This is a genomic window from Herbaspirillum sp. RV1423 (assembly GCF_000577615.1).
Taxonomy (GTDB): Bacteria; Pseudomonadota; Gammaproteobacteria; order Burkholderiales; family Burkholderiaceae_D; genus Herbaspirillum.
Genome location: NZ_CBXX010000016.1, coordinates 1 through 22,168 on the forward strand (window position 1 = coordinate 1; position 22,168 = coordinate 22,168).

Genomic DNA, 22,168 nt, shown 5'->3' on the forward strand with positions numbered 1-22,168 from the left:
CGTCAGATTCCCGCCAATGAAATACTGTCGGCCATCCGCCAGCAAATTATTGATGCGCTAAGTCAGACCGGGCGATTTACTGTTCTTGATCGTCAATTCGACAGCGAATTGCAGAATGAGCTGAACATGATCAGCTCAGGGAAAACCGGCAATGCCGATTTCGCCAAAATGGGTCAGGCTTTAAGCGCCGATCTCGTTTGGGTGGGCGTGGTCAATGAGCTTTCCTATTCAAAGAATGTCCGCAAGCTGCAAACATCGGATCGGGAACTGGTGAGTTATTCGGGCGGGTGGTCTGTATCGCAGCGCATGATCAATCTGGCCACGCGTCAGATTCTGCAGTCGAACACGCTGCAGGGGACGCCGCCGGCTATTGCGCCGACGACGTTGGGAGCGAAATTTGACGAGAGTTCAACCCTGAAGAACATGCAGGGCGAGATCGTGAAAAAAGCAGCCGAAGCGATCCTGTTGAGAACTTTCCCGATTTCGATCGTCGAACGCGACGGCAATAATGTCGTACTGAGCCAGGGAGGACAAGCCGTTGCCGAAAACGGCCGTTACCGGATTTACCTGCAAGGCAAGGAAATCAAGGATCCCCAGACCGGCCAGTCTCTGGGCAACATGGAAAATCCATGCTGCGACGTCGTCATCAATCGCGTAACGCCGAATCTCTCTTATGGCGTGCTGGAAAATGTCACGATCGATCTTGGCAACGTGCAGAAGGGGGCGCTGCAGTTACGGGAAGCAGTTGCCGGCCCAACAGCATCGAAAGCTGTTGTTGCCGAGCAGGCATCTTCGTCGCCGGATAATGCGGCGACTGCGAAGCCGGCAGACAAGGCGGGAACCGCTGCGAAACCTCAACGCGCCGTCGCGATGAAGAAGAAGTCCGAATCGGAAGATTGGTAATCCGCAATCGATTGCCAACTGCATATTCTTTCAAGCCAGCCTAAGCCGTAATGCCGTTCAGTCAAGTCTAAAGCTCCTTGCTGCATTGCCAGTTCATCACAACCGTCGTCCTGACGAAAGTCAGGACCCAGCGTCGTACCGGATGTCGTCACGACACTGGGTCCCAGCGTGTGCTGGGACGACGAGGCTGGAAAAATAGGCTTGAGTGAATAGCATTTCAGCCTAAGCCGACCTTTTCCGTTGAAGCGTGTCGTCGGCCATTTTATGCAGAAGTCGAAGTGGAGTGGTCGCACCTTCATGGGAAACTGACCGGAAGCTCGACAGTAAAGATCGTCCCCGACTCCGGACTGGACTCCACCGAAATCTTGCCGCCATGCGCCAGGGCCACTTCGCGGGCGATAAATAGGCCCAGGCCCAGGCTGGTGCGCGGGCGTCCGTCGTTGCCGGAATCGGTCGGGAGCTGCACCAGCGGTTTGAAGATGGATTGCAGCGATGCGAAAGGGATATCGGCGCCGTAATTCTGCACGCTCACGATAATTTTGTTCTCTTCACTGCGGGCGTCAATGGTGACGGGCCGCCCGGGCGTGCAGTACTGTGCCGCGTTCAAGACCAGATTGGAGAATAACTGATGCATGCGGACGGCGTCGAAAGATCCGGTCATGTTGCCGTTTTCGCGCAGCTCAAATGTCATGGCGGGATGGCTTGCGCTGGCTTCTTCCACCACGGAGCGAAATATGTCGTGCAGGTCGGTGGGCAAGCGCAGGGTGGGCATGCCGCTACCCAATTGCGTCCTGGTGTAACCGAGCAGATCGTCGACCATGCTGTTCATCAGGCGGGCGCTGCGTTTTACCCGGGCGCCGAGTTCGACGATCTTGTCGGGATGAAGGTTGGCGCGCATCAACAGGTCTCCGGCCAGGACCATGTTGCTCAACGGCGCCCGCAGATCATGCCCGAGAATGGCCAGAAACAATTCCCGGGTGTGGTCCGCACGCGCAGAAAAAGTAAGTATCGATTCGCTTAACGCCTGGTCGATCGCTTCATTGAAGCGCACCATCTGATCTATCGTCTTTGCGGACATGCCGTTCACTTGCGGCAGCCACAGGCGTAAGACTGTGGCGCGCAAGGCACGGTATTCCGCGCTGACCTGCTGAAGGGAGAAATCGCCGGCCTGGCGCAAGGCGCCGTGTATCGATGCGGCGCTGCGCTGCGAATAGAGGCCGGGCGCGAGGCCTTGCGATTTCTGCTGCTGTTGTTCCGAGTCCTGCTGCGTCTCGATGTCGACCGCGATGGCCTGCAGGATTTCCCTGGCATGGTCGCGCAGCACCAGGTCCGGCTTCTCTCTGGATTCGCCGGACAAGGTGTGTGCGAACTCTTCCCATTCGGCGAGGATGTCCTCCATGTGCTTGGTGATGAAATAGTAGAGTTTCATGGCAAGCTTTCAGCGAGAGAGGGCGATTTCGATCCTGTGGTCGAGATGATCGTCGACCAGTTTCAGCATGACGCCCGGCAAGTCGGCGCCATCGAGTCTGATCCGGCAACTCTCGGGACGCTGTCCGGCATCGTGCGTTTGCGTGATCGCGATCCGATAACGGGTGCTGCCGTAGCGGTAGTCAATGCCGTAGCTTTCCCAATCCGGAGGAACGCAGGCGTCGATCGTCAGCCTGTCGCCTTCAATATGCAGTCCCAGCAGCGATTCGACCAGCAATCGGTACATCCAGCCGGCCGAGCCGGTGTACCAGGTCCAGCCGCCGCGACCGGTATGGGGGGGCACAGCGTAGACGTCGGCGGCAACCACATAGGGCTCGACCTTGTAGGTTGCGATTTCTTCGGCGTTCCTGGCGTGATTGACGGGATTGATCATGCGCATCAGATCCCATGCCGACTTGCGGTCGCCCATGCGAGCAAACGCCATGATCGCCCAGATCGCGGCATGCGTGTACTGGCCGCCGTTTTCGCGTACGCCGGGAACATAGCCGCGAATGTAACCAGGGTTCTGGTCGGAGCGGTCGAACGGCGGATCGAGCAACTGGATCAGCTTGTCCTTGTCGCGCACCAGGCGTTGCCTGACCGATTGCATCGCCTGTTGCGCGCGCTGCGGATCGCCGGCGCCGGAGAGCACAGCCCAGCTTTGGGAAATCGAATCGATCCGGCATTCCATGTTGGCGGCCGAACCGAGCGGACTGCCGTCGTCGAAATAGGCGCGCAGATACCAGTTGCCATCCCAGCCATGTTCTTCGATGCGTTGTTGCAGTTGCCGCGCGTTGTCGCGGCAGCTTGCGGCAAACTCCTCGTCTTGCTGCAGAACGGCGATATCGGCAAAACGCATCAGCACTTCGTAGAAGAAGAAGCTGAGCCAGACGCTTTCGCCTTTGCCTTGTTCGCCGACCTTGTCCATGCCGTCGTTCCAGTCGCAGGACCCGATCAGCGACAGTCCGTGGACGCCGAATCTCAGACCGTGGCGGATTGCGCGCACGCAATGCTGGTACAGCGTGGCATTTTCCGAAGAGCGTTGCGGCAGGTCGTAATAGGAATCTTCTTCCGCACTCACGGGCCGGCCTTCGATGAAGGAGGCCGTTTCGTGCAGCACCGCGACATCGCCGGTGGTGACGACGTAGCGATGCACTGCCAGCGGCAGCCACAGGTAATCGTCCGAGCAATGCGTGCGCACGCCGCGATCGGTCGGCGGATGCCACCAGTGCTGCACATCGCCTTCGACGAACTGATGCGCCGCGCACAGCAGCAGGTGGCTGCGCACCAGCGCCGGTTCGCTATGCACCAGCGCCATCGCATCCTGCAACTGATCGCGGAAACCGAATGCGCCGCCGGATTGATAGTAGCCGCTGCGCGCCCACATGCGGCAAGCCAGCGTCTGGTACAGCAGCCAGCCGTTGGCCAGCACGTCCAGCGCCGGCTCCGGTGTGGCGACCTGTATCGTTCCCAGCGTGCGCGCCCAGTAATCCTTCACGGCCTGCAATGCATCGCGGGCGGCGACCGTGCCGCGATGGCGCAGGATCAGCGTGCTGGCGTCGCTCTCGCGCCTGTCGTTCACGCCGAGCATGAACACCATCTCGCGCTCCTGGCCCGGATTCAGGTCGAATACCGTCTGGATCGCCGCGCACGGATCCAGGCCGGCGCCGACCTTGCCGGACAGGCGCTGCCGTTCCAGGGCGACCGGATTTTGCAGCGAGCGGTTGCGCCCGATGAATTCATGACGATCGCAGGTGACGGTCTTGCCGGACGCGTCGAGATCGAAAAATGCCATCTGATGCGGAAATTCGGTGTTGTAGTGATTGTGTGCAAACAGCGCGCCGGTGGCGGGGTCGACATCGCTGGTGACGTGCATCGCGGTTTTGGCGCGCAGATCGCCGAGCACCCATTCGATGTAGCCGGTGGCCGAAAGCTGGCGCATCCTGTCCGAATCGTTGCGCACGCGCAGCGCCACATATTTCACGGGCGCATCCAGCGCGACAAACATGGTCAGTTCGGAGAAGATGCCGTCTTCGACGTGTTCGAACACGCTGTAGCCGAAGCCGTGACGGGTCAGGTAATCGCCGCTGCCGCGCCGCGGCAACGGTGTCGGCGACCAACTGGCGCCGCTGTATTCGTCGCGCAGGTAAAACGCTTCGCCGCCGCCGTCGCCGACCGGATCGTTGGCCCAGGGCGTGAGGCGGAATTCATGGGCATTCTCGGCCCAGGTATAGGCCTGGCCGCTTTCCGACACGACGCTGCCGAAGCCGGCGTTGGCGATGACATTGCTCCATGGCGCCGGCGTGTAGCGGGCGTCGCCGGTGACGATCAGGTACTCGCGGCCGTCGGCGCTGAAGCCGCCCATGCCGTTGTACAGCAAAGGCGCCGGCGGGATGGGGGCGACCCGGACCGCTTGCGCGGCGTCAGGCGGCAGGCCGGGTTTGGGCGCCAGCAACGGCAGTCTTGCTTCGGGCGCTTCGCGGCGGTTCACCTGCTCCGCCAGCGTGCCGCTGCTGTCGCTCAGGATGACCCGCGCCACCGACTGGAACAGGATGCGGTCTTCATCCGAAATCTGGTCCAGCAAGCGGACAAAGATGCCGCCCGGCCTGTCGATCGTGTGCGCGCCCGTGACGGAGGAGATCAGATTGAGAATCTGCTCCTGCAGCACCTGGCGGTAACCGGCATGGTCTTCGTTCCAGATCACCAGGTCCACCGCCAATCCTTTCGAACGCCAGTAGGCATGGGCCTGCACCAGTTGGCGGACCAGTTCGATATTGATCATGTCGCGGATCTGTACGAGCACGATGGGAAGGTCGCCCGAAATCGCATAGCTCCATAACGCCGATTGGCCGCGCCGGTTGCGTTCGAGAATGCTGGCGTTGGCGCGCAACAAGGGATTGGCATAGATCACCGAGTTGGCCAGGCGGCCGTAAAGCTGGGCGTCGGCTTCGCTGGCGTTGAGCTGGCGCAGCACGACCTGGTTGTGGGTCCATGCCAGTTCCATCACGCGGTCGGCCAGATGGCGGTCCTGGTATTTGCCGATCAGTTCTTCGCAGATGTCGCGGTTGGCTGCGACGCCGGTCACCATGTCGATGGTGACGGATTGTTCCGCTTCCAGCGTGATGCGGCGCCGGATCGACACGATCGGGTCGAGCACCGAACCGACGCTGCCCGACAGCGGGCCGCTTCGCCGCATGGCTTGCGGCGCGGCCGTCGTGTTGCCGCGGCCGATGAACTGCATGCGGTCGGTTTCGTAGGAAGCGGGGCCGGCGTCGGCGCCGTGGACCGCCATCAGGTGGAACATCCACGGCACGCTTTCATTGACCGAGCGCGGCCGTCGGGTGCACAGCAGCGCGCCGTGCCAGGGATCGATCTCGGTCTGCACGAACAGATTGCTGAACGCGGGATGCATGGCGTCCGCGGCGGCCGGCGCCAGCACCACTTCGGCATAGCTGGTGATGTCGAGGGTGCGGGCCGAACGCGATCGGTTGGTGATCTTGGTGCGACGCAGCTCGATGTCGTCTTCGGGAGAGACGACGATCTCCGTGTGCATGTCGATGTCGCGGTCGCTGCGACGAAACTCGGCGCGGCCTTCTGAGAAAATCACTTCATAATGCGTCGGCGGCGTCAGGCTGGGCTGGTAAGCGGCAGACCAGAATCCGCCGTCTTTCACGTCGCGCACGTAGCAAAAATTGCCCCAATGGTCGCGCGTGGTGTCTTCGCGCCAACGCGTCAGCGCCAGGTCGTTCCAGCGGCTGTAGCTGCCGCCGGCGCTGGTGACCATAACGTGGTAGCGGCCGTTGGACAGCAGTTGCACTTCCGGCGTGCGCGGATCTGGACGCCGCACCACGCGGAATTGCTGGCCCTGATCGCCGGCGGCAACGCGCACGTCGGCGAGTTCCGAGGCGTTTGAATAATTGGCGCCGGCCTTGGGCACGCGCTCGTGCAGCAGCGACATGGTGGCCTGGAACAAGGGATGGGATTCGAAGCGCCGTTGCATCGGCCGGTCCAGCAACAGATAGGCCAGCGACAGGAAGCTCATGCCCTGATGGTGGGCCATGAAGGAGCGGATCACGGCATTGCCCTGGCCGCGCGGCAAACGCGACGGCGTGTAGTCGATCGCCTCATACAGGCCGTATGCGCCTTCGAAACCGGCCGCGCTCATGTCCTGCAAATTGCTGCAAGCCTGTTCCGGCGCCACCATCAAGGCCATCACCGACGCATACGGCGCAATCACCAGATCGTCGGCCAGGCCGCGCTTGAAGCCGAGTCCCGGCACGCCGAAAGTGCGATATTGATAATTCAGGCTGGCATCGAAGCTGTGATAGCCGGATTCCGACATGCCCCAGTACACGCCGCGCTGGGCGCCGTAGCTGATTTGACGTTCCACCGCCGAGCGGTAAGTCTGGTCGAGCAGGGTGCCGGCAAAGGTCGGCATGACCAGCAACGGCATCAGGTACTCGAACATCGAGCCGCTCCAGGACAGCAGGATAGGTTCGCCGCCGGCGATGGTGAGTTGCCGGCCCAGCGCAAACCAACTGTCTTGCGGCAGTTGTCCCTGAGCGATGCCGACGAACGTCGCCAGCCGCGCTTCCGACGCCAGCAAGTCATAGAAACCGGTGTCGCGGCGGCGCTCGGCGACGTTGTAACCGATTGCCAGCAAATGCGTTGCCGGGTCGTACAGGAATCGATATTCCATGCGCGCGAACTCGCCTGCCTGCCTGATCAGCATGTCGATGGCAGTCAGGCGCGACGCCGCGAGATCGCCGCCTTCTTTCATCAAGCCTTGCAAGGCGGAAAGCGCGACACGGTTTTGCTCGGTGTCCCTCATTTCCGGTGGGGACGCGAGCGCGGGAAGCTGCGCGATCCGGCGCAAAGTGAGCGGACCGTTCAACGTCGCGACCAGCGACGGCATAGTGTCATTGCAATGTCTCAGGTGGTCGGTGTGCAGCCAGGGCGCCAGCGCATGCAATTCCGCCACGGCTTCCCGGCATTGGCTCGCCAGTGCGCGTTCCCATTGGCGGATCTGGCCAAGCCGGTCAGGCTGTTTATCGGAGGGATGTATCGGTGCGGGCGCAGGCGGGAGCTGGTTCAATTGCCGGGAGAAGTCGGCGATATGGCGATTCAGCTTCTCGAGAATGCCGCAAGCGCCGCTCAAGGACTGAGGGGGCATCTGGCACGCGGCTTCCAGCTCCTGTTCGAACAACGACAATTCCAGCAGCAACGGCGACGACGCAATCGGCAACTCCTGTACCAACCCGTTCAGGATGGAGAAGGCGTCGCGAATGCCGGGAAACAATTTGGGATGCAATATCGGCGCATCCGCCAGCGCCTGCAAGCCGGGCAGCAGGGTCAGCAGATGTCCGGCCAGGTTGCCGCTGTCCACCGTCGACACGTAGGCGGGCGGCAGCGGGCGCAGGTACTGGGTGTCGTACCAATTGTAAAAATGCCCCTGGTAACGTTCCAACGCAGCCATGGTCTGGAAGGTGTTGCGGGTGCGGTCCAGCAATTGTCCGCCCGGAATGTAGCCGAAATCGTAGGCGGTCAGATTGGCCAGCAGCGACAATCCGATGTTGGTGGGCGAGGTGCGCCGCGCCAGGACTTCCACCGGCTGCTCCTGCAGATTGTCGGGCGGCAGCCAGTTGTCGGCCGGTCCGACATAGGTTTCGAAGAACAGCCATATTTTTCTCGCCAGCGAAGCCAGGTAAGCGTTTTGCGCTTCGCTCAAGCGGGCGGCGCGTCGCATGATCGGCTGGCTGATGCGGAAGACGATAAACGGCGCCAGCCACCATAGCAACATAACCGGAGCAGCCGCAGCCAGCGCGGAAGGATGGCGCAGGTCCAGGTACAGCGCGACGATCAGCGCCAGCAGGGGAGATTGCCACATCGCTGCATAGTAGGAACGCAATTGATTGCCGGCGCGGGCATTTGCTTCTCCAGAGCTGTTCCACTCCAGCAAACGCCGGTGCGAGACATGCAGCCGCCATTGCGTGCGCACGATCGCATCGAGGTGGTACCAGCTTTCATAAGGCAACAGGCTGACGGCCAGGCCGGCGTGCATCAGTTGCGTCCAGAGCGTATTGAGCGATGCCGAAACATGTTGTTGCAGCCGGATTTCGGCGGGCTTCTTCAACAGGTTGAGCAACAGCGAACAGAACACCGGAACCAGCGTCACGGCAAGCAGCGCGCCGGTCCAGAACCACGGCCGCGGCAGCAGGATCCATCCGCTCAGGGCGACAATCGTCAGCGCTGGAGCGACCAGGCTGCGGCGCAGATTGTCGAACAGTTTCCAGCGCGACAGTGCCGACAGCGGCGTTTTTTCGTAACGGATTTTCCCGCTCGATGCATCGCGGCCCGTCGGCACGTGCGGCCATAGCCACGCCGCGATTTGCCAGTCGCCGCGGATCCAGCGATGGCGGCGACTGACGTCGGCGCTGTAGCGCGACGGATACTGCTCGTACAACTGAATATCGCTGATCAGGCCGGCGCGGGCATAGCAGCCTTCCAGCAAGTCGTGGCTCAGGATGCGGTTTTCAGGCATGCGGGCCTGCAAGACATGCTCGAAGGCATCGACGTCGTAGATGCCTTTGCCGATGAACGAGCCTTCTCCGAACAGATCCTGATAGACGTCGGAAACGGTGCGGGTATAAGGATCGATCCCGGTTTCGCCGCCGCACAACAGTTCGTAGCGCGAAGCCTGTGCGCTGGGCGAGCTGACCGCGACGCGCGGTTGCAGGATGCCGTAGCCGTCGCTGATTTTTTTGTGCACGGGATCGTACAGCGGACGGTTCAGCGGATGCGCCATGGTGGCCACGAATTGCCGGGCGGCGTCGCGCGGCAATTCGGTGTCGGTATCCAGGGTGATGACGTAACGGGTATTGATCAGACCGTCGACATTGCCGACGACGGCGCAGAAAGCATCAGGACCGGCGCCGCGCAGGAAGGCATTCAGATCGCCCAGTTTGCCGCGCTTGCGTTCGTAGGCCATCCACACGGCCTCTTCTGGATTCCAGCGGCGCGGCCGATGCAACAGCAGGAAATTGTCGCCGCCGGCGCGGGGGTATTTCAGATTGAGTGCGGCCATCAATCGCGTCGCCGACTCCAGCAAGAGCCCATCTTCCGGCATGGTTTCGCTCGGCGCATCGGCGAAATCGGTCAACAGGCAAAAACGCAGGTTGACGTCCTGATTTGCCAGAAAGCGCACCTCCAATGCTTCCGCCAGGCTTTCCGTGCCCGCAGGCGTGAGCAGCAGCGTCGGCACCACCACCAGCGTACGCGACTCGGGCGGGATGCCGCCCGACATATCCATTCTCGGCAACAACCGCGGCGCAACCAGCAAGGGCGCCAGCCAGTTGACGATCGATTGCGCGAACTGGCTGGCGGGCCATGCGGCAAGAAGCCCCAATAGCGCCAGCCATAAAGGATGCCAATGATGAGCGCCGCTGCGATATGCTTCGGCAAGTACTCCCCAGGTGGCCAGCGCAGTGATCGATAGTATGGCGCCAAGGTATATCGTCACCGGAAACGTCATCGCCAGCCGCTGAACGCGTCGGCGCATCGACCAGCCGACGGCCGCTGTCGTCTGCAACTGTTCCAGTCCGGCACCGATCAGGTAGTAGCCGACATGGGCGCGGCGGTCGTCGGCGCCGTTTTGCGTCGCGGCGGCGTGCGCCAATGCAATGGCCTGGCGCGCGACCTCTGTCTCGGTAAGCACGCCCTTGCGTGCAGTTCTTTCCACCACGTGCCGGTAGCGATCGCGTGTCGCAAAGTCCATGCGCGCATAGCTATCGCCCGGATCTTCGCGCAGGATGTGGTCGACCGCGCTCATGGTCTCGACAAATTCGCGCCAGTCCATGCTGCTCAGAAACCGCAGCGAACCGATGCTGTTGCTGATGGAAACCTGATCGGCGGCCTGGCGTTGGCTTTCTTGCTGCACCAGATGTTCGATGCTGTTGCCGGTGGCGGCCAACCGTTGCGCAAGCCAGGTCAGCGGCAGCGTCAGGGTAGGACTTTGCCCTTGCAGCCGCCGCACCAGTTCGGCGACAAATGAACTTTCCAGCGGCGGATCGGAGCGCGCCATGTCGGCGACTTGCAGGATCAGGTTGCTGGGGTCCTTGTCCGCGACTTCCATCATCGCGTCGGCCCAGAAGTGCGCCAGATTGCGGTTGAGGCGCGTGGCCGACAAGCGTGCGGCCACGCGCCTCAGGTTTTCGATCAGAGCCAGCCGCAGCATGATGGGAATGGCCCATAGCTCGCCGAGATTGAGCGTCGTGGTTTGCTGGTAAGCCACGACGAAGCGGCTCAGGCTTTCAGGATCGACGCGGCCGTCGCCGTGGGCAATCGTCTCCAGGGCAATGTCATATACCCGTGGGCTGCCGGCGGAATTGCCGTGCAGCAGACGCGGCAATTCCTTGCTGTAATTTTTGGGAAGATGGCGTTTGGCGGTGCGGATCTGTTCTTCGATCAGGTAGAAATTGTCGAGCAGCCATTCGGCTGCCGGCGTGACCTGGCGGCCGGCCTTGATGGCATCGGTGAGCCGCGTGCAGGCGTTGACGATCGTCGTTTCGTTATCGGCCAGCCGCAATAACAGTTTATCCGGGCCGTAAGTCGGGCTCAGCTTGTGTGCGTTGGCCAGTACGCGGCCATGCTGTTCCATTTGCAAGGCGCTGAATAGCTCGGCGCGCAGCGGTAATTCTTCTTCGAGTTGTATTTGGTCTGGTTTCACGATCCACGTCTTTCGTCCTGCCGATACAAACGCCAGTACCTGTTGCCGATGCCGTAGGCAAGGTTGCGCGATTCGTATATGCGTATAAATACCGCTCCCATGCGCCATGCCGACGGGTTGGAAGCGGTCAATGAGAACTGCGGAAAAGCTGAATCCAGGTTTGTGTGCTCCGGGTCACACGCAGAATGGCTGGCTTCGCTGTGGGCTGGATCGTTCTCGCGGCCTGAGGCTGCGAACGATGCACAGGGAGATGATGTCGGTTATCGCTGCAGAAAGTGTGCGGTGTGCGGTCAATACGATTTCCGACAGTGTACGTTAATTTGCGATGGGTCTGTGGACGCACATGCGGATACAGACCGGCGCAGCGGTTTTCGTCTTGCCGTACGGCTACGATTGGCAGATGGTTCACGCGACGGCTTTCGTCATCGCGGATTTTCTTCGGTGAGCATATAAGGCTCCGCGAAACCAATCGGGGGAAGCGCCCCCCGATTGTCGTTCCGTAATGGCGCCATGCCTGCAAATGCGCTTTCTTAACTGATCGTCAACGGTTTTGTTCCATTGCCCGCTTTTTTGGGAAGCGTCAATTCGAGAACGCCATCCTGGTATTTTGCAACGGAGTGTTCAGCGTCAATCTCATGGGCCAATGTAAAACCGCGATACAGCCGCCCGGAAAATCGTTCGCTGCGCACAACGGTTTCGCCGTCTTTTTGTTCTTTGACCTGAGAAGTTTCTGCCGCAATCGACACCTTATTGCCGTCGATGTCGACTTTGATGTCCTCTTTCTTCATGCCGGGGACCTCGGCTTTCACCGTGTAGGCTTTTTCGGTTTCGGAAACATCCATTTTCATGGTTTGCCCGGTCTCAAATGCCTGTAACGCCGGCGCCAGGCGCAACTCCCGGAGCATGTCTTCGAATCCTCCGAAGGGTTCGAAGCGCGCGATATCGTTGAACGGAGAAAAACGCATCAAATTACCAGCCATGATTGACCTCACTTTCTATCGATGACATTCAATAGGAAGCTGTAATAACACTATCTATTAATTGCGCCGCCCTGACGCGATGTGACTTCATCGCAAAGTTAAGCATAGGCGCGTCGGCGGATGCGTCATATGATCCATATCAAATGTGGTCGTGGTCTGCACGGTTAGCATGGAACCGTAGACTTCGTTCTTGCACGCCGCGCAAGCATGGCGTTCTGGCTTTTTTTGACATGGATTCTTGTTCCGGGAAGATGATGGCGAATGTCGTAGCTATAAACGCTTGTCAGGCCGATGTCCTTGCCTTTCTCCTTGATCCGGCGACGCACGGATGGCCGGCGCGCGGGGTTTCGCACATCGAGACCAATCTGTCCGTCATCGTTCTGGCGGGAAACCTGGCCTTCAAGTTGAAACGCGCTGTGCATCTGCCGTATGTCGATTTTTCAAGCTATGCAATGCGCTTGCGCGCTTGTCAACGCGAGCTTGAACTCAATCGGCGAACCGCGCCGATGATCTATCGTGCCGTCAGGAGGATTACCAGAGAGGCTGACGGCCGTCTCGGATTCGATGGGGCAGGAGAGGGGATCGACGCGGTTGTGGAAATGCTTCGCTTCAATGAAGATGCCGAACTGGAAAGAATGGCCGAACGGGGAGAGTTGCCGACCTCGGTCCTGGCGGAATTGGGCCGGGAGATCGCGCGATTCCATGACAGCGCAGAGCTTGTATACAGAAACGACGGCAGTATGTCCGATGTCATCGATATCAATCTGGCCAGCTTCAAGACAACGAATTTCTTTGCTCCGGATATCGTGGCGAAGTTTGACGAGGGATGTCGTCGACACAATGAGCGGCATCTCGCTCTGCTGAGCCGCCGCGCGCAGGGCGGAAGCGTCAGGCATTGTCACGGCGACTTGCATTTGCGCAATATCTGCCTGATGGATGGAAGACCGGTCTTGTTCGATTGCATTGAATTCAATGACAGACTGGCGACGATTGACGTGCTCTATGACCTTGCGTTTCTCTTGACGGATTTGTGGCGTCTCGGTCTGCGGGCGCAAGCCAACCTCGTGATGAACCGCTATCTGGATGCGCGCGACGATGAGGCCGGGTTGCCGCTATTGCCCTTGTTCATGGCCTTGAGGGCGGGTATTCGCGCGCATGTTCTGGCTTCGCACATCAGCAGTACGCTTTCCCGGTCGAGTGAAACAGAATCTCGCGAAGCGCAAAGCTACATGTCCCTGGCTTTGCAGCTACTGGAACCGGCATCCGCATATGTTGTCGCAATCAGCGGGAAAAGCGGCACCGGGAAATCCACCATCGCTGCCGCCCTGGCTGATCGCATCGGGCCTGTTCCCGGGGCGCGCATCTTGTCCAGCGACCGGATTCGCAAGCGATTGTCCGGCGTCGCCGACGAAACGCGTTTGCCGGCGGCGGCCTATGCTCCGGATGTATCGGAGCATGTCTATGCGTATCAGGCGGAACATGCAACGCTGCTGGCCGCAAATGGCGCCGGCGTAGTGGCGGACGCGGTGTTCGAAAGACCGGCTGACCGTCAACGTATCGAGCGTGCGGCGAAAGAAGCGCATGCGCGGTTTTCCGCAATCCGTCTTCATGCCCCTGTGGCCACCCTGATCGATCGAGTCCGGGCAAGAAAAGGCGGGCCGTCCGATGCCGACGCCGCTGTGGTTCGGATGCAGGATAGAGAGGAAAGCGGCCGGAACGACTGGACGGAAGTCGACTCGTCCGGGACGCCGGAGGAGGTTTGTCATCGCGTGGCGCAGGCGATCGAAGGTGTTTGATCCATATCAAATCATCCGATGCGGATAAGAACATCATGGATGCTTCCTCGAATGACCGAACAGGAGTTCATCATGACAACAGCCGATACCGATCTTGCAATTGCCACCTATGCTCTTCACACCGAAGCTGAGAATGCGGTCAAAGAGCTTCAACTAGCCGGATTCGACATGAAAAAAATCTCGATCATCGGTCGGGATTATCGTTTGGAAGAGCACGTTGTCGGGTTTCTCAATGCCGGCGACCGCGCCAGGATATTCGGAAAATTCGGCGCCTTTTGGGGCGGTCTGGTCGGCATTCTCTTCGGATCGGCCTTGCTTTTCATTCCTGTTGTCGGCCATGTCGTCGTACTTGGTCCACTGGCCGCGATGCTTTTCAGCGGGCTGGAAGGGGCAGTCTTGGTGGGCGGCTCGAGCGCGCTGGTAGGTGCGTTGACCGCTATCGGCATCCCGAAGAATTCCGTCCTCCGCTATGAGACTGCATTGAAAGCGGATCAATTCATGCTGGTTGTGCACGGCAGCGCAGAGGATGTCCTGCACGCGAAGAGTCTCTTGAGGACTTCCGGACATTTGTCTTTCGATCATCACGCCGCACAGGATGGAAATCCGGCGGTTGCACATGCATAGCGAGCGGTCGGGATTCGCCGGACAGAAATGTATCCGCCGTTGTCATTGATATCTCATTGTCCCTAGCCAGCGATGTCAGAACCCATTATCGAAATGCATGATCTGACGCGTCGATTCGGCAGCGCTTGCGCTGTCGACGCGATCACCATGTCCATTCAGCCTGGGGAAGTTTTTGCTCTTCTCGGACGCAATGGCGCAGGCAAGACGACGGTCATCAAGATGCTTGCAACGCTCATTGAACCCAGTTCGGGTCAGGCAAAGGTCGGCGGATTCGATGTGGTCGGGCAAGCCGCGATGGTGAGGCGCATCATCGGCTACGTACCGCAAGCGCTATCCGCGGATGGCGATCTTACCGGTTATGAGAATCTGAACGTATTTGCCAAACTGTACGATATCCCCCGCGCCGAACGGGAAGCGCGCATTCATGACGCCCTGGCGTTCATGAACCTCAGCGAGGTCAGCCGGCATCTGGTGAAAACATACTCGGGCGGAATGATCCGCCGGCTGGAAATCGCGCAATCGACATTGCACCGTCCCCGCGTGTTGTTCCTTGACGAACCCACGGTCGGCCTCGACCCCGTTGCACGCATTTCGGTTTGGGAGCAGTTGGAGAAATTACAGGCGCAATTCGGCAGCGCCATCCTGTTGACAACCCACTATCTGGAAGAAGCCGAGCGTCTGTGCGATCGTGTCGCGATCATGAACAGAGGGAAGATCACTGCGATCGGCACGCCTGTGCAATTGAGCGCGGCAGTCGGTCCCGGCGCGAGCTTCGAAGAAGCGTTTGAGCATTACACGCAGGATGAAACCGGCACGCGAGGAGCATATGATGAAACCTCTCAAACACGCGATGTCATCCATCGGCTCGGCTGAGAGCAATACCGTTGACACCTCCGGCATGGCGTACACAGTCACGTCCTTTTTTGCCAAGACCTTGGCGATCACGGACATGGAGATACGCAAGCTGTTGCATGATCCTACAGAGTTGTTGACGCGCGCGGTGCAGCCGGCGCTGTGGCTGCTCATATTCGGCCAGGTAATGAGCCATGCTCATGTCATCGATACTGCCGGGTTTCCTTATCTGGATTTCCTGATGCCGGGAATTTTGGCCCAAAGCGTACTGTTCATCGCCATCTTCAATGGCATTTCCATCATATGGGAACGGGACCTGGGGATCATCCACAAGTTTCTTGCCAGCCCCACGCCACGCTCTTGCCTGGTGCTGGGAAAGGCATTGGGAGGCGGCGCCAGGGCGCTCATCCAGGTCGTCGTGGTGCTTGTTCTGGCCGCGATATTGGGGGTGAAGATGCACCTGGATGTCGTCTCCTTGGCAGGGCTGGTGGTTTGCGTCCTGTTATCCGCGGGCTTGTTCTCCAGTTTTTCACTTATCGTCGCGTGTCTGGTCAAAACCAGGGAACGTTTCATGGGTGTGGGCCAACTTCTTACCATGCCGCTGTTCTTCGCAAGCAATGCCATCTATCCGACATCGATGATGCCGCGCAGCTTGCAGATCATTTCCCATCTCAATCCGCTGACCTATCAGGTCGATGCGTTGAGAGTGTTCCTGTTGCCCGGCTATTCGCTGACCCCGCATCTGGGACTGGGACTGGATTTTCTGGTGCTGTCGCTGACACTCGTGGGGATGGTCGCATTGAGCGCCCGTTTGTATCCGACCATCGTGCGGTGAATGGCAATTCGATTGGCCAAGTCATCGTTTTTCAATAATTTCCTATCGATTGACGGTATTGGCGAGCGATAACACACGTTTTGCATAAGCTGCACGCATGTTGATTCGAGAGTCAATTCCGCGAGCAAAGGAACGGCGCGGTCCCTTGAGATTTCGCTTTGCCGGACCGGTGCGGATGGTGCCGCCGTTCGATACGGCGGTGTATTCTTCCGTCATGGACTCCTTGATAGCCGCCTCTGCGCGGGCCCTCGCCGCCGGCGATGCGCTCGGCGCCCTCAAACGCGTCGCCTTGCGCGACGACCCGCCGGCGCTGGCCTTGCGCGGCATCGCCATGGCTCAGCTCGGCGAACATCCACGCGCCCGTGAACTCTTGCGGCGCGCCGCGCGCGGCTTTGGCGCCCACGAGGAGTTGGCGCGTGCGCGTTGCGTCGTCGCCGAAGCTGAAGTGGCGCTGGCGGTGCGCGACATCGGCAGTTCGCCGCGCTCGCTGATGGCGGCCCTGGCAACGCTCGAGGCACACGCCGATCATGCCAATGCCTTGCAGGCGAGGCTCATTGCAGCGCGCAGGCTGTTGCTGCTGGGTCGTCTCGACGAAGCCGAGGCAACATTGGCGCGGCTCAGCGCGCGCGGCCTGTCGCCGTCGCTGGCGGCGGTGGCCGAGTTGACCGCGGCGGAGCTGGCCTTGCGCTCATTGCGCATCGGCCCGGCACGCGCGGCGCTCAGTCGCGCATACGAGGCAGCCAATCGCGCACGCGTGCCGGCCCTCCTTGCCGAAGTGGAGGAAGCGTTCACCGCGTTCGATCGTCCTGCGGCGCGGCGTCTCTTCGCCGACGGCGAGCAGGCGCTGCGTCTCGACGAGGTCGCGGCACTCCTGGATTCCGACGCGCTGGTGGTCGATGCCTGCCGGCGCCGCGCCGGCGTCGGCAACACCTGGCGGTCGCTGACGCGCCGGCCTGTGCTGTTCGCGTTGGCGCGGGCGCTTGCCGAGGCATGGCCGGGAGATGTCGACCGCGAAGCCTTGATCGCCTCCGCCTTCCATACCTTGCGTCCCAATGAGTCGCATCGGGCGCGCCTGCGGGTTGAAATCGGCCGCCTGCGTGCGCTCGTATCTACGCTGGCGCATGTCGAAGCCACCGCGCGCGGATTCATTCTCAGGCCGCTTGGCGATCGCGAGGTTGTCGTGCTGGCGCCGCCTATCGACGGCGATCAGGCATCGCTGGTGGCGCTGCTTTCCGACGGCGCAGCCTGGTCGACTTCGGCGTTGGCGCTCGCACTGGGGGCAAGTCAGCGCACCGTCCAGCGCGCGCTCGCCGAGCTTGAGGCTGCGGGACGGGTGCGCCCGATCGGGCAGGCGCGGACGCGCCGCTGGCTGTCGCCGCCTCTGGGGGGATTCACGACAATCTTGTTACTCCCCGTTGCGCTCGCCATGGAATAAAGTTGTCTTGCGGCGCCGATCCGAGGCGCACGGCAAGCAACCACAAGGAGCCAGCGATGACCCGTAATACCAGTAAAGACAGACCCAAGGCGACGGCGCGCGCGGCCGAGATCGTGCGCGAATACGGCCCTTTCCCCGGCGCGGATCGCGTGCATGGCGTGACGCACGACGGCCAACGCGTCTGGGCCGCCACCGGCGCCAGGTTGGTTGCCTTCGACCCCGGCAACGGAGAGCTGACGCAAACACTCGACCGCGCCTGCGACGCCGGCACCGCTTTCGACGGCACCTACCTTTATCAGATCGCCGAAGAACGCATCGACAAGATCGACCCCGCCAACGGCAATGTGGTGGCGTCGATCCCGGCGCCCGGCCACGGTTACGACTCGGGACTTGCCTGGGCTGAGGGCAGTCTGTGGGTAGGGCAGTACCGCGATCGCAAGATCCACCAGATCGATCCGGCGAGCGGCGCAATCATCCGCTCCATCGACTCCAACCGTTTCGTTACGGGCGTGACCTGGGTCGACGGCGAACTGTGGCACGGCACATGGGAAGGAGAGCAAAGCGAGATCCGCAGGATTGATCCGCAAAGCGGCACCGTCCTCGACAAGCTGGAAATACCGCACGGCACCATCGTCAGCGGTCTCGAGTCGGACGGCGCGGAGCTCTTTTACTGCGGCGGCGGCGCGAGCGGAAAGATTCGTGCCGTGCGGCGTCCGAAATAAGTCGACCTATGACTCTGCATGCCATCCGGCGCGCCAGCGCGGTCGGATCGGCAGATCCTGCAACTCTATGGCCCTTGGCGCCAAGGAGAACATCATGAACACCATCGTTACCGAAGCACCTGTCGTACACCATCCTGTCGTTTCCGGCGAGCAATGGCTGATCGAGCGCAAGACATTGCTGGCCCGCGAGAAAGAACTCATGCGACTGCATGACCAGATTGCCCGCGAACGTCGTGCCCTGTCGTGGGAACGCATCGAGAAGAACTACGTCTTCGACACGTCCGAGGGACGACGCACGCTCTCCGAGCTTTTCGACGGCCGCCGCCAACTGCTGGTGCAGCACTTCATGTTCGGCCCGGATTGGGAGCAGGGATGCCCGAGCTGTTCTTTCATGGCCGATCACAGCGACGGCATGAACATGCATCTGCCGCATCGCGATATCTCGCTGGTGGCCGTTTCGCGCGCACCGCTGGCCGATATCGAACGCTTTCGCCAACGTATGGGCTGGCAGTTCAAATGGGTATCGTCGCGCGACAGCGATTTCAACTATGACTTCGGCGTCAGCTTCACTGCGGCTGAGCAGGCCCGGGGCCAGGTCGGCTACAACTACGGCGTGCGATCCTTCCCGAGCGAGGAGGCGCCCGGCGTCAGCGTGTTCTATAAGAATGAAGCGGGAGACGTCTTCCATACCTACTCGACCTACGGCCGCGGCGTGGAGGTCATGATGGGCGCCTACCAACTGATGGATCTCACGCCACTGGGCCGCGGCGAGCGGGATGTGCCCCACAAGATGGAATGGGTGCGTCACCATGACCGCTATGAGCCGACGCCGAGCGAGAGGTCCGCAGCAGCCGGTTCATGCTGTCATTCGCACGCCTGAAGCGTGATCGCATCGGACGCGCGGGCGCATCATGTCAAGCCTGTTGCCATGGCTGGGAATCGCGGGGATCGGCGCTCTTCACGGACTGAATCCTGCGACCGGCTGGGCGTTGGCCGCCGCCTGGGGAGTGCGGTCGCGCGACCGCACGCAGGTGTTGCGGGCCTTGATGCCGATTGCGGCGGGACACGTCGCGTCGGTCGCGATCGCAGGCGCCGCCATGGCGAGCGGCCTGTCGACGGATCGCTTCATGCTGCAAGTGCTGGCGGGCGTACTGCTTGCCGTTGTTGCGGCGTACCACCTGTTGCGCCGCAAAGCCGGATGCCTCCCGACTCCGGCAGCCCATGCCGGGCTGGCGCTCAGCTCTTTCATGATGTCCACCGCACACGGTGCCGGCTTGATGCTGGCGCCGGCGCTGATTCCGCTTTGCATGGGGAATGCGCCAGTCCGCGGGACCGTTGCATCCGGCCCGCTGACGTTGGCGCTCGCGGCCGTGGGCATTCACACGGCGGCGATGCTGGCCGTCACCGGCGTGATGGCCTCTGTCGGCTGCCGCGGTTTCGTCGCGGTCGCTCGCCTGCTTCAGAGTCTCAGGCGGAAGCTGTCTTCAGATTAGCTCAAGGCGCGTCGGCCTTTCGCGATCTCTTGAGACGATATTTATTTTTCAAGCGGTGCGTGTTCCGCTTTTCGAGGCAGATAGCGCTCTGCCAGGGTCTCGTATAAAGGCGGCGAAAAAAATCGCGATATGGTGCTGGCAATCAACGCGGTAGCCATGAGCGAAATAACCAGTGCATGACCATTCACCATTTCCATGACAATGACGAATGCCGTAATCGGCGACTGCGTAACCGCGGCCAGATAGCCCACCATCGCCAATGCGATCAGCATTCCCAGCGAGGTATTGCCGAACAAGGGATGCAGCAGATTTCCGAAGCCCGCGCCGATCGACAATGAGGGGGCAAACATCCCTCCCGGCATGCCCGGCAGATATGACCCGACCATTGAGGCCATCTTTAAAAACGGATAAAAGGCTGACAATTGTTCCGTGCCGCCCAGCAGGCCTCTGGCTTCGGCATACCCGCTGCCAAACGTTCCACCTCCCGCGGCCACTCCTATGAACGCCACGACCAACCCGCAAAATGCGGCAAACCAGATCGGTTTTTCCGCGCGCATGGTCTGAAGCGGCGACGGAATCCAACGTTTCGTATTGAGTAACAGCCAGCAAAAAATCCCGCCTGCGCAGCCGGTAAGGATGGCGGTCGTGAGGACTGCCACGATCAGCTTCCCGCTGGTCTCGTCGATGACCTGTATCGTCCCGAAATAGGTATAGTTGCCATTGAGCCCCAGCGCGACGATGCCTGCAAAAATAATTGTGGTGATCACGACGCCGCTGGCGCGTTGTTCGAAACTGCGCGAGAGTTCTTCAATGGCAAACACCACGCCGGCCAGCGGCGTGTTGAACGCCGCCGCCAGGCCTGCGGCAGCGCCGGCAAGAATCAGTCGGCGCTCCATGTGCACGTTAATCGACGGATATAGCCGACGCAGATTGAACATGATCGCCGCGCCGATTTGTACCGTGGGCCCTTCGCGACCAATGGTCAAGCCCCCAAAAATCGCCACGACAGATAGCGCCAATTTTCCAAGCAATACCCGCACCGAAAGCAAACTGGTGCCGCGCTCCTCGGTATTACCGTTCAATGCTGCAATCACCTGCGGAATGCCGCTCCCTTCGGATCCCGTAAACCAGCGGCGGGTAATCCAGACGCACATTGCGCTGACGGCGGGGGTCAGCAACAAGGGGAGCCATTCATGCGCGTGTTGCAGCAAGCGAAAAGCGCTGAACGCATATTCGATGGCCTGGGCATAGAGGACGGCAACCAATCCGACCGCGATTGCGCCGGACCATAAAATGCCGTAGTCGATCCATAGACGGCGCGCTCGGCCTATGGCGTGATGATGAATGCCGGAAAGGTCCAATTTATTCTTTCGTCAAGTGCTTATCGTTAATTATCGAAGCCAATATACACGATGCGTGGGCGCATTTCAGTGCGCCGCCTTGTCGGAAAAACCCCTGGCCACAAGTGTTCAGGCGGCGAAATATCGCATCAGATGTTCGGCAAAGCTGCGAGCCGACGGCTTTGCGGCATGGGCGCACAGATCGTCGCGGGTTCGGTCTGCGCTTTGCACCGAGCGTCCCGATCCCGCAGAGCTGGCGCCTGTGCTGCAGCAATTAAGGGACAGCAACGCCTGAGTCCGACATCAATTCATCACCAAGGCCGGCATGCATCGAGGTCTTTTGCAATCGACAACGAGGTCATTCTTAACGGATTCAATTATTTGTGAGTCGTTGAAAGCATGCGTTCGACATAACGCGCAATCAAATCAATCTCAAGATTGACCTTGCTGCCGACCTTCAGATGCTTCAGCGTGGTCACCTGGATCGTATGCGGAATCAGGTTGATCGAAAAATGGCAACCGGTCGCAACATCTTCGACGCGGTTGACGGTCAGGGAGACGCCGTTGACGACGATGGAGCCTTTGTGGGCCAGGTACTTGGCGAGCGAGTTGGGAGCTTCGACGATCAGTTCCCACGATTCGCCGACCGGTTCGAACTTGCGCACGACGCCGAGGCCGTCGACATGGCCCGAGACCAGGTGGCCGCCGAGGCGTTCGGCCAGGGTCAGGGCCTTTTCCAGATTGACTTCGCCGGGCGCGTCGAGGCCGGCGGTGAGGTTGAGGCTTTCGCGCGAGACGTCGACGGTGAAGCCCGCGGCAGTCTTTTCGACGACCGTCATGCAGGCGCCGTTGAGCGCGATCGAGTCGCCCAGCGCGACGTCGTCCATCGGCAATGCGCCGGCGTCGATGTCGAGCCGCACGCCGGCATCGGCGGTGTTGCCCAAAGGTTGAACGGAAGTGATTTTGCCGACGGCGGCGACGATACCTGTAAACATG

At 60.6% G+C, this 22,168-nt stretch carries 14 protein-coding genes; 9 read left to right on the top strand and 5 right to left on the bottom strand.

Features of this window, described 5'->3' with window-relative positions; genetic code table 11:
* A partial coding sequence (locus tag RV1423_RS15620) for a CsgG/HfaB family protein (RefSeq protein ID WP_034298335.1) occupies window positions 1–903 on the top strand: 903 nt, incomplete at its 5' end.
* 295 nt (window positions 904–1,198) lie between these two features.
* Here RV1423_RS15620 and RV1423_RS15625 read toward each other — a convergent pair.
* From RV1423_RS15625 to RV1423_RS15635, 3 genes are all read right to left on the bottom strand, one after another.
* Window positions 1,199–2,332 carry a sensor histidine kinase gene (locus tag RV1423_RS15625; RefSeq protein WP_034298336.1) on the bottom strand — a complete coding sequence of 378 codons (1,134 nt, stop codon included), beginning with the start codon at window positions 2,330–2,332 and terminating at the stop codon, window positions 1,199–1,201.
* A 9-nt stretch (window positions 2,333–2,341) separates the two neighbouring features.
* Window positions 2,342–11,095, bottom strand: coding sequence for a glycoside hydrolase family 94 protein (locus RV1423_RS15630; protein ID WP_306409723.1), 8,754 nt, complete (start codon window positions 11,093–11,095; stop codon window positions 2,342–2,344).
* A 530-nt stretch (window positions 11,096–11,625) separates the two neighbouring features.
* Window positions 11,626–12,075 (bottom strand): Hsp20/alpha crystallin family protein, encoded by a 450-nt coding sequence (locus RV1423_RS15635; RefSeq protein ID WP_034298337.1) that lies wholly within the window; start codon window positions 12,073–12,075, stop codon window positions 11,626–11,628.
* A gap of 251 nt (window positions 12,076–12,326) precedes the next feature.
* On the opposite strand from RV1423_RS15635, the gene RV1423_RS15640 reads away from it, so the two are divergent.
* The 8 genes from RV1423_RS15640 to RV1423_RS15675 all read left to right on the top strand — a co-directional run bounded on the left by RV1423_RS15640 (window position 12,327) and on the right by RV1423_RS15675 (window position 19,832).
* Window positions 12,327–13,871 (top strand): bifunctional aminoglycoside phosphotransferase/ATP-binding protein, encoded by a 1,545-nt coding sequence (locus RV1423_RS15640; protein WP_034298465.1) that lies wholly within the window; start codon window positions 12,327–12,329, stop codon window positions 13,869–13,871.
* A gap of 72 nt (window positions 13,872–13,943) precedes the next feature.
* Window positions 13,944–14,495, top strand: a complete 552-nt coding sequence (locus RV1423_RS15645; protein WP_034298467.1) for a general stress protein — start codon at window positions 13,944–13,946, stop codon at window positions 14,493–14,495.
* A gap of 93 nt (window positions 14,496–14,588) precedes the next feature.
* On the top strand, window positions 14,589–15,368 hold the full coding sequence (locus tag RV1423_RS15650) for an ATP-binding cassette domain-containing protein (protein ID WP_231502312.1): 780 nt from the start codon (window positions 14,589–14,591) through the stop codon (window positions 15,366–15,368).
* The gene (locus tag RV1423_RS15655; RefSeq protein ID WP_231502314.1) at window positions 15,322–16,182 is read left to right on the top strand and encodes an ABC transporter permease; all 861 of its coding nucleotides are present in this window, start codon (window positions 15,322–15,324) and stop codon (window positions 16,180–16,182) included. The genes RV1423_RS15650 and RV1423_RS15655 overlap by 47 nt, the downstream gene beginning before the upstream one ends.
* Window positions 16,183–16,396: 214 nt before the next feature.
* Window positions 16,397–17,617: a hypothetical protein gene (locus RV1423_RS15660; protein ID WP_034298469.1), complete on the top strand. Its 1,221-nt coding sequence runs from the start codon at window positions 16,397–16,399 to the stop codon at window positions 17,615–17,617.
* Window positions 17,618–17,673: 56 nt separating this feature from the next.
* Window positions 17,674–18,339 carry a glutamine cyclotransferase gene (locus RV1423_RS15665; protein ID WP_051516703.1) on the top strand — a complete coding sequence of 222 codons (666 nt, stop codon included), beginning with the start codon at window positions 17,674–17,676 and terminating at the stop codon, window positions 18,337–18,339.
* A gap of 94 nt (window positions 18,340–18,433) precedes the next feature.
* The gene (locus RV1423_RS15670; RefSeq protein WP_034298474.1) at window positions 18,434–19,219 is read left to right on the top strand and encodes a thioredoxin family protein; all 786 of its coding nucleotides are present in this window, start codon (window positions 18,434–18,436) and stop codon (window positions 19,217–19,219) included.
* 31 nt (window positions 19,220–19,250) lie between these two features.
* Window positions 19,251–19,832, top strand: coding sequence for a hypothetical protein (locus RV1423_RS15675; protein ID WP_034298340.1), 582 nt, complete (start codon window positions 19,251–19,253; stop codon window positions 19,830–19,832).
* A 41-nt stretch (window positions 19,833–19,873) separates the two neighbouring features.
* On the opposite strand, the gene RV1423_RS15680 is transcribed toward RV1423_RS15675, so the two are convergent.
* Together RV1423_RS15680 and RV1423_RS15685 are read right to left on the bottom strand one after the other, a co-directional pair.
* A complete protein-coding gene (locus RV1423_RS15680) occupies window positions 19,874–21,193 on the bottom strand; it encodes a chloride channel protein (protein ID WP_034298341.1) in 1,320 nt (439 codons plus the stop codon).
* A gap of 356 nt (window positions 21,194–21,549) precedes the next feature.
* Window positions 21,550–22,167, bottom strand: coding sequence for a riboflavin synthase (locus RV1423_RS15685; protein ID WP_034298342.1), 618 nt, complete (start codon window positions 22,165–22,167; stop codon window positions 21,550–21,552).
* Window position 22,168: the final 1 nt, after the last annotated feature.

Coding starts and splice junctions, on each gene's coding strand:
- RV1423_RS15625 (WP_034298336.1), bottom strand. CDS start 2,332: ATGAAACTCTACTATTTCATCACCAAGCACATGGAGGACATCCTCGCC.
- RV1423_RS15635 (WP_034298337.1), bottom strand. CDS start 12,075: ATGGCTGGTAATTTGATGCGTTTTTCTCCGTTCAACGATATCGCGCGC.
- RV1423_RS15640 (WP_034298465.1), top strand. CDS start 12,327: ATGATGGCGAATGTCGTAGCTATAAACGCTTGTCAGGCCGATGTCCTT.
- RV1423_RS15645 (WP_034298467.1), top strand. CDS start 13,944: ATGACAACAGCCGATACCGATCTTGCAATTGCCACCTATGCTCTTCAC.
- RV1423_RS15650 (WP_231502312.1), top strand. CDS start 14,589: ATGCATGATCTGACGCGTCGATTCGGCAGCGCTTGCGCTGTCGACGCG.
- RV1423_RS15655 (WP_231502314.1), top strand. CDS start 15,322: ATGATGAAACCTCTCAAACACGCGATGTCATCCATCGGCTCGGCTGAG.
- RV1423_RS15660 (WP_034298469.1), top strand. CDS start 16,397: ATGGACTCCTTGATAGCCGCCTCTGCGCGGGCCCTCGCCGCCGGCGAT.
- RV1423_RS15665 (WP_051516703.1), top strand. CDS start 17,674: ATGACCCGTAATACCAGTAAAGACAGACCCAAGGCGACGGCGCGCGCG.
- RV1423_RS15670 (WP_034298474.1), top strand. CDS start 18,434: ATGAACACCATCGTTACCGAAGCACCTGTCGTACACCATCCTGTCGTT.
- RV1423_RS15675 (WP_034298340.1), top strand. CDS start 19,251: ATGTCAAGCCTGTTGCCATGGCTGGGAATCGCGGGGATCGGCGCTCTT.
- RV1423_RS15685 (WP_034298342.1), bottom strand. CDS start 22,167: ATGTTTACAGGTATCGTCGCCGCCGTCGGCAAAATCACTTCCGTTCAA.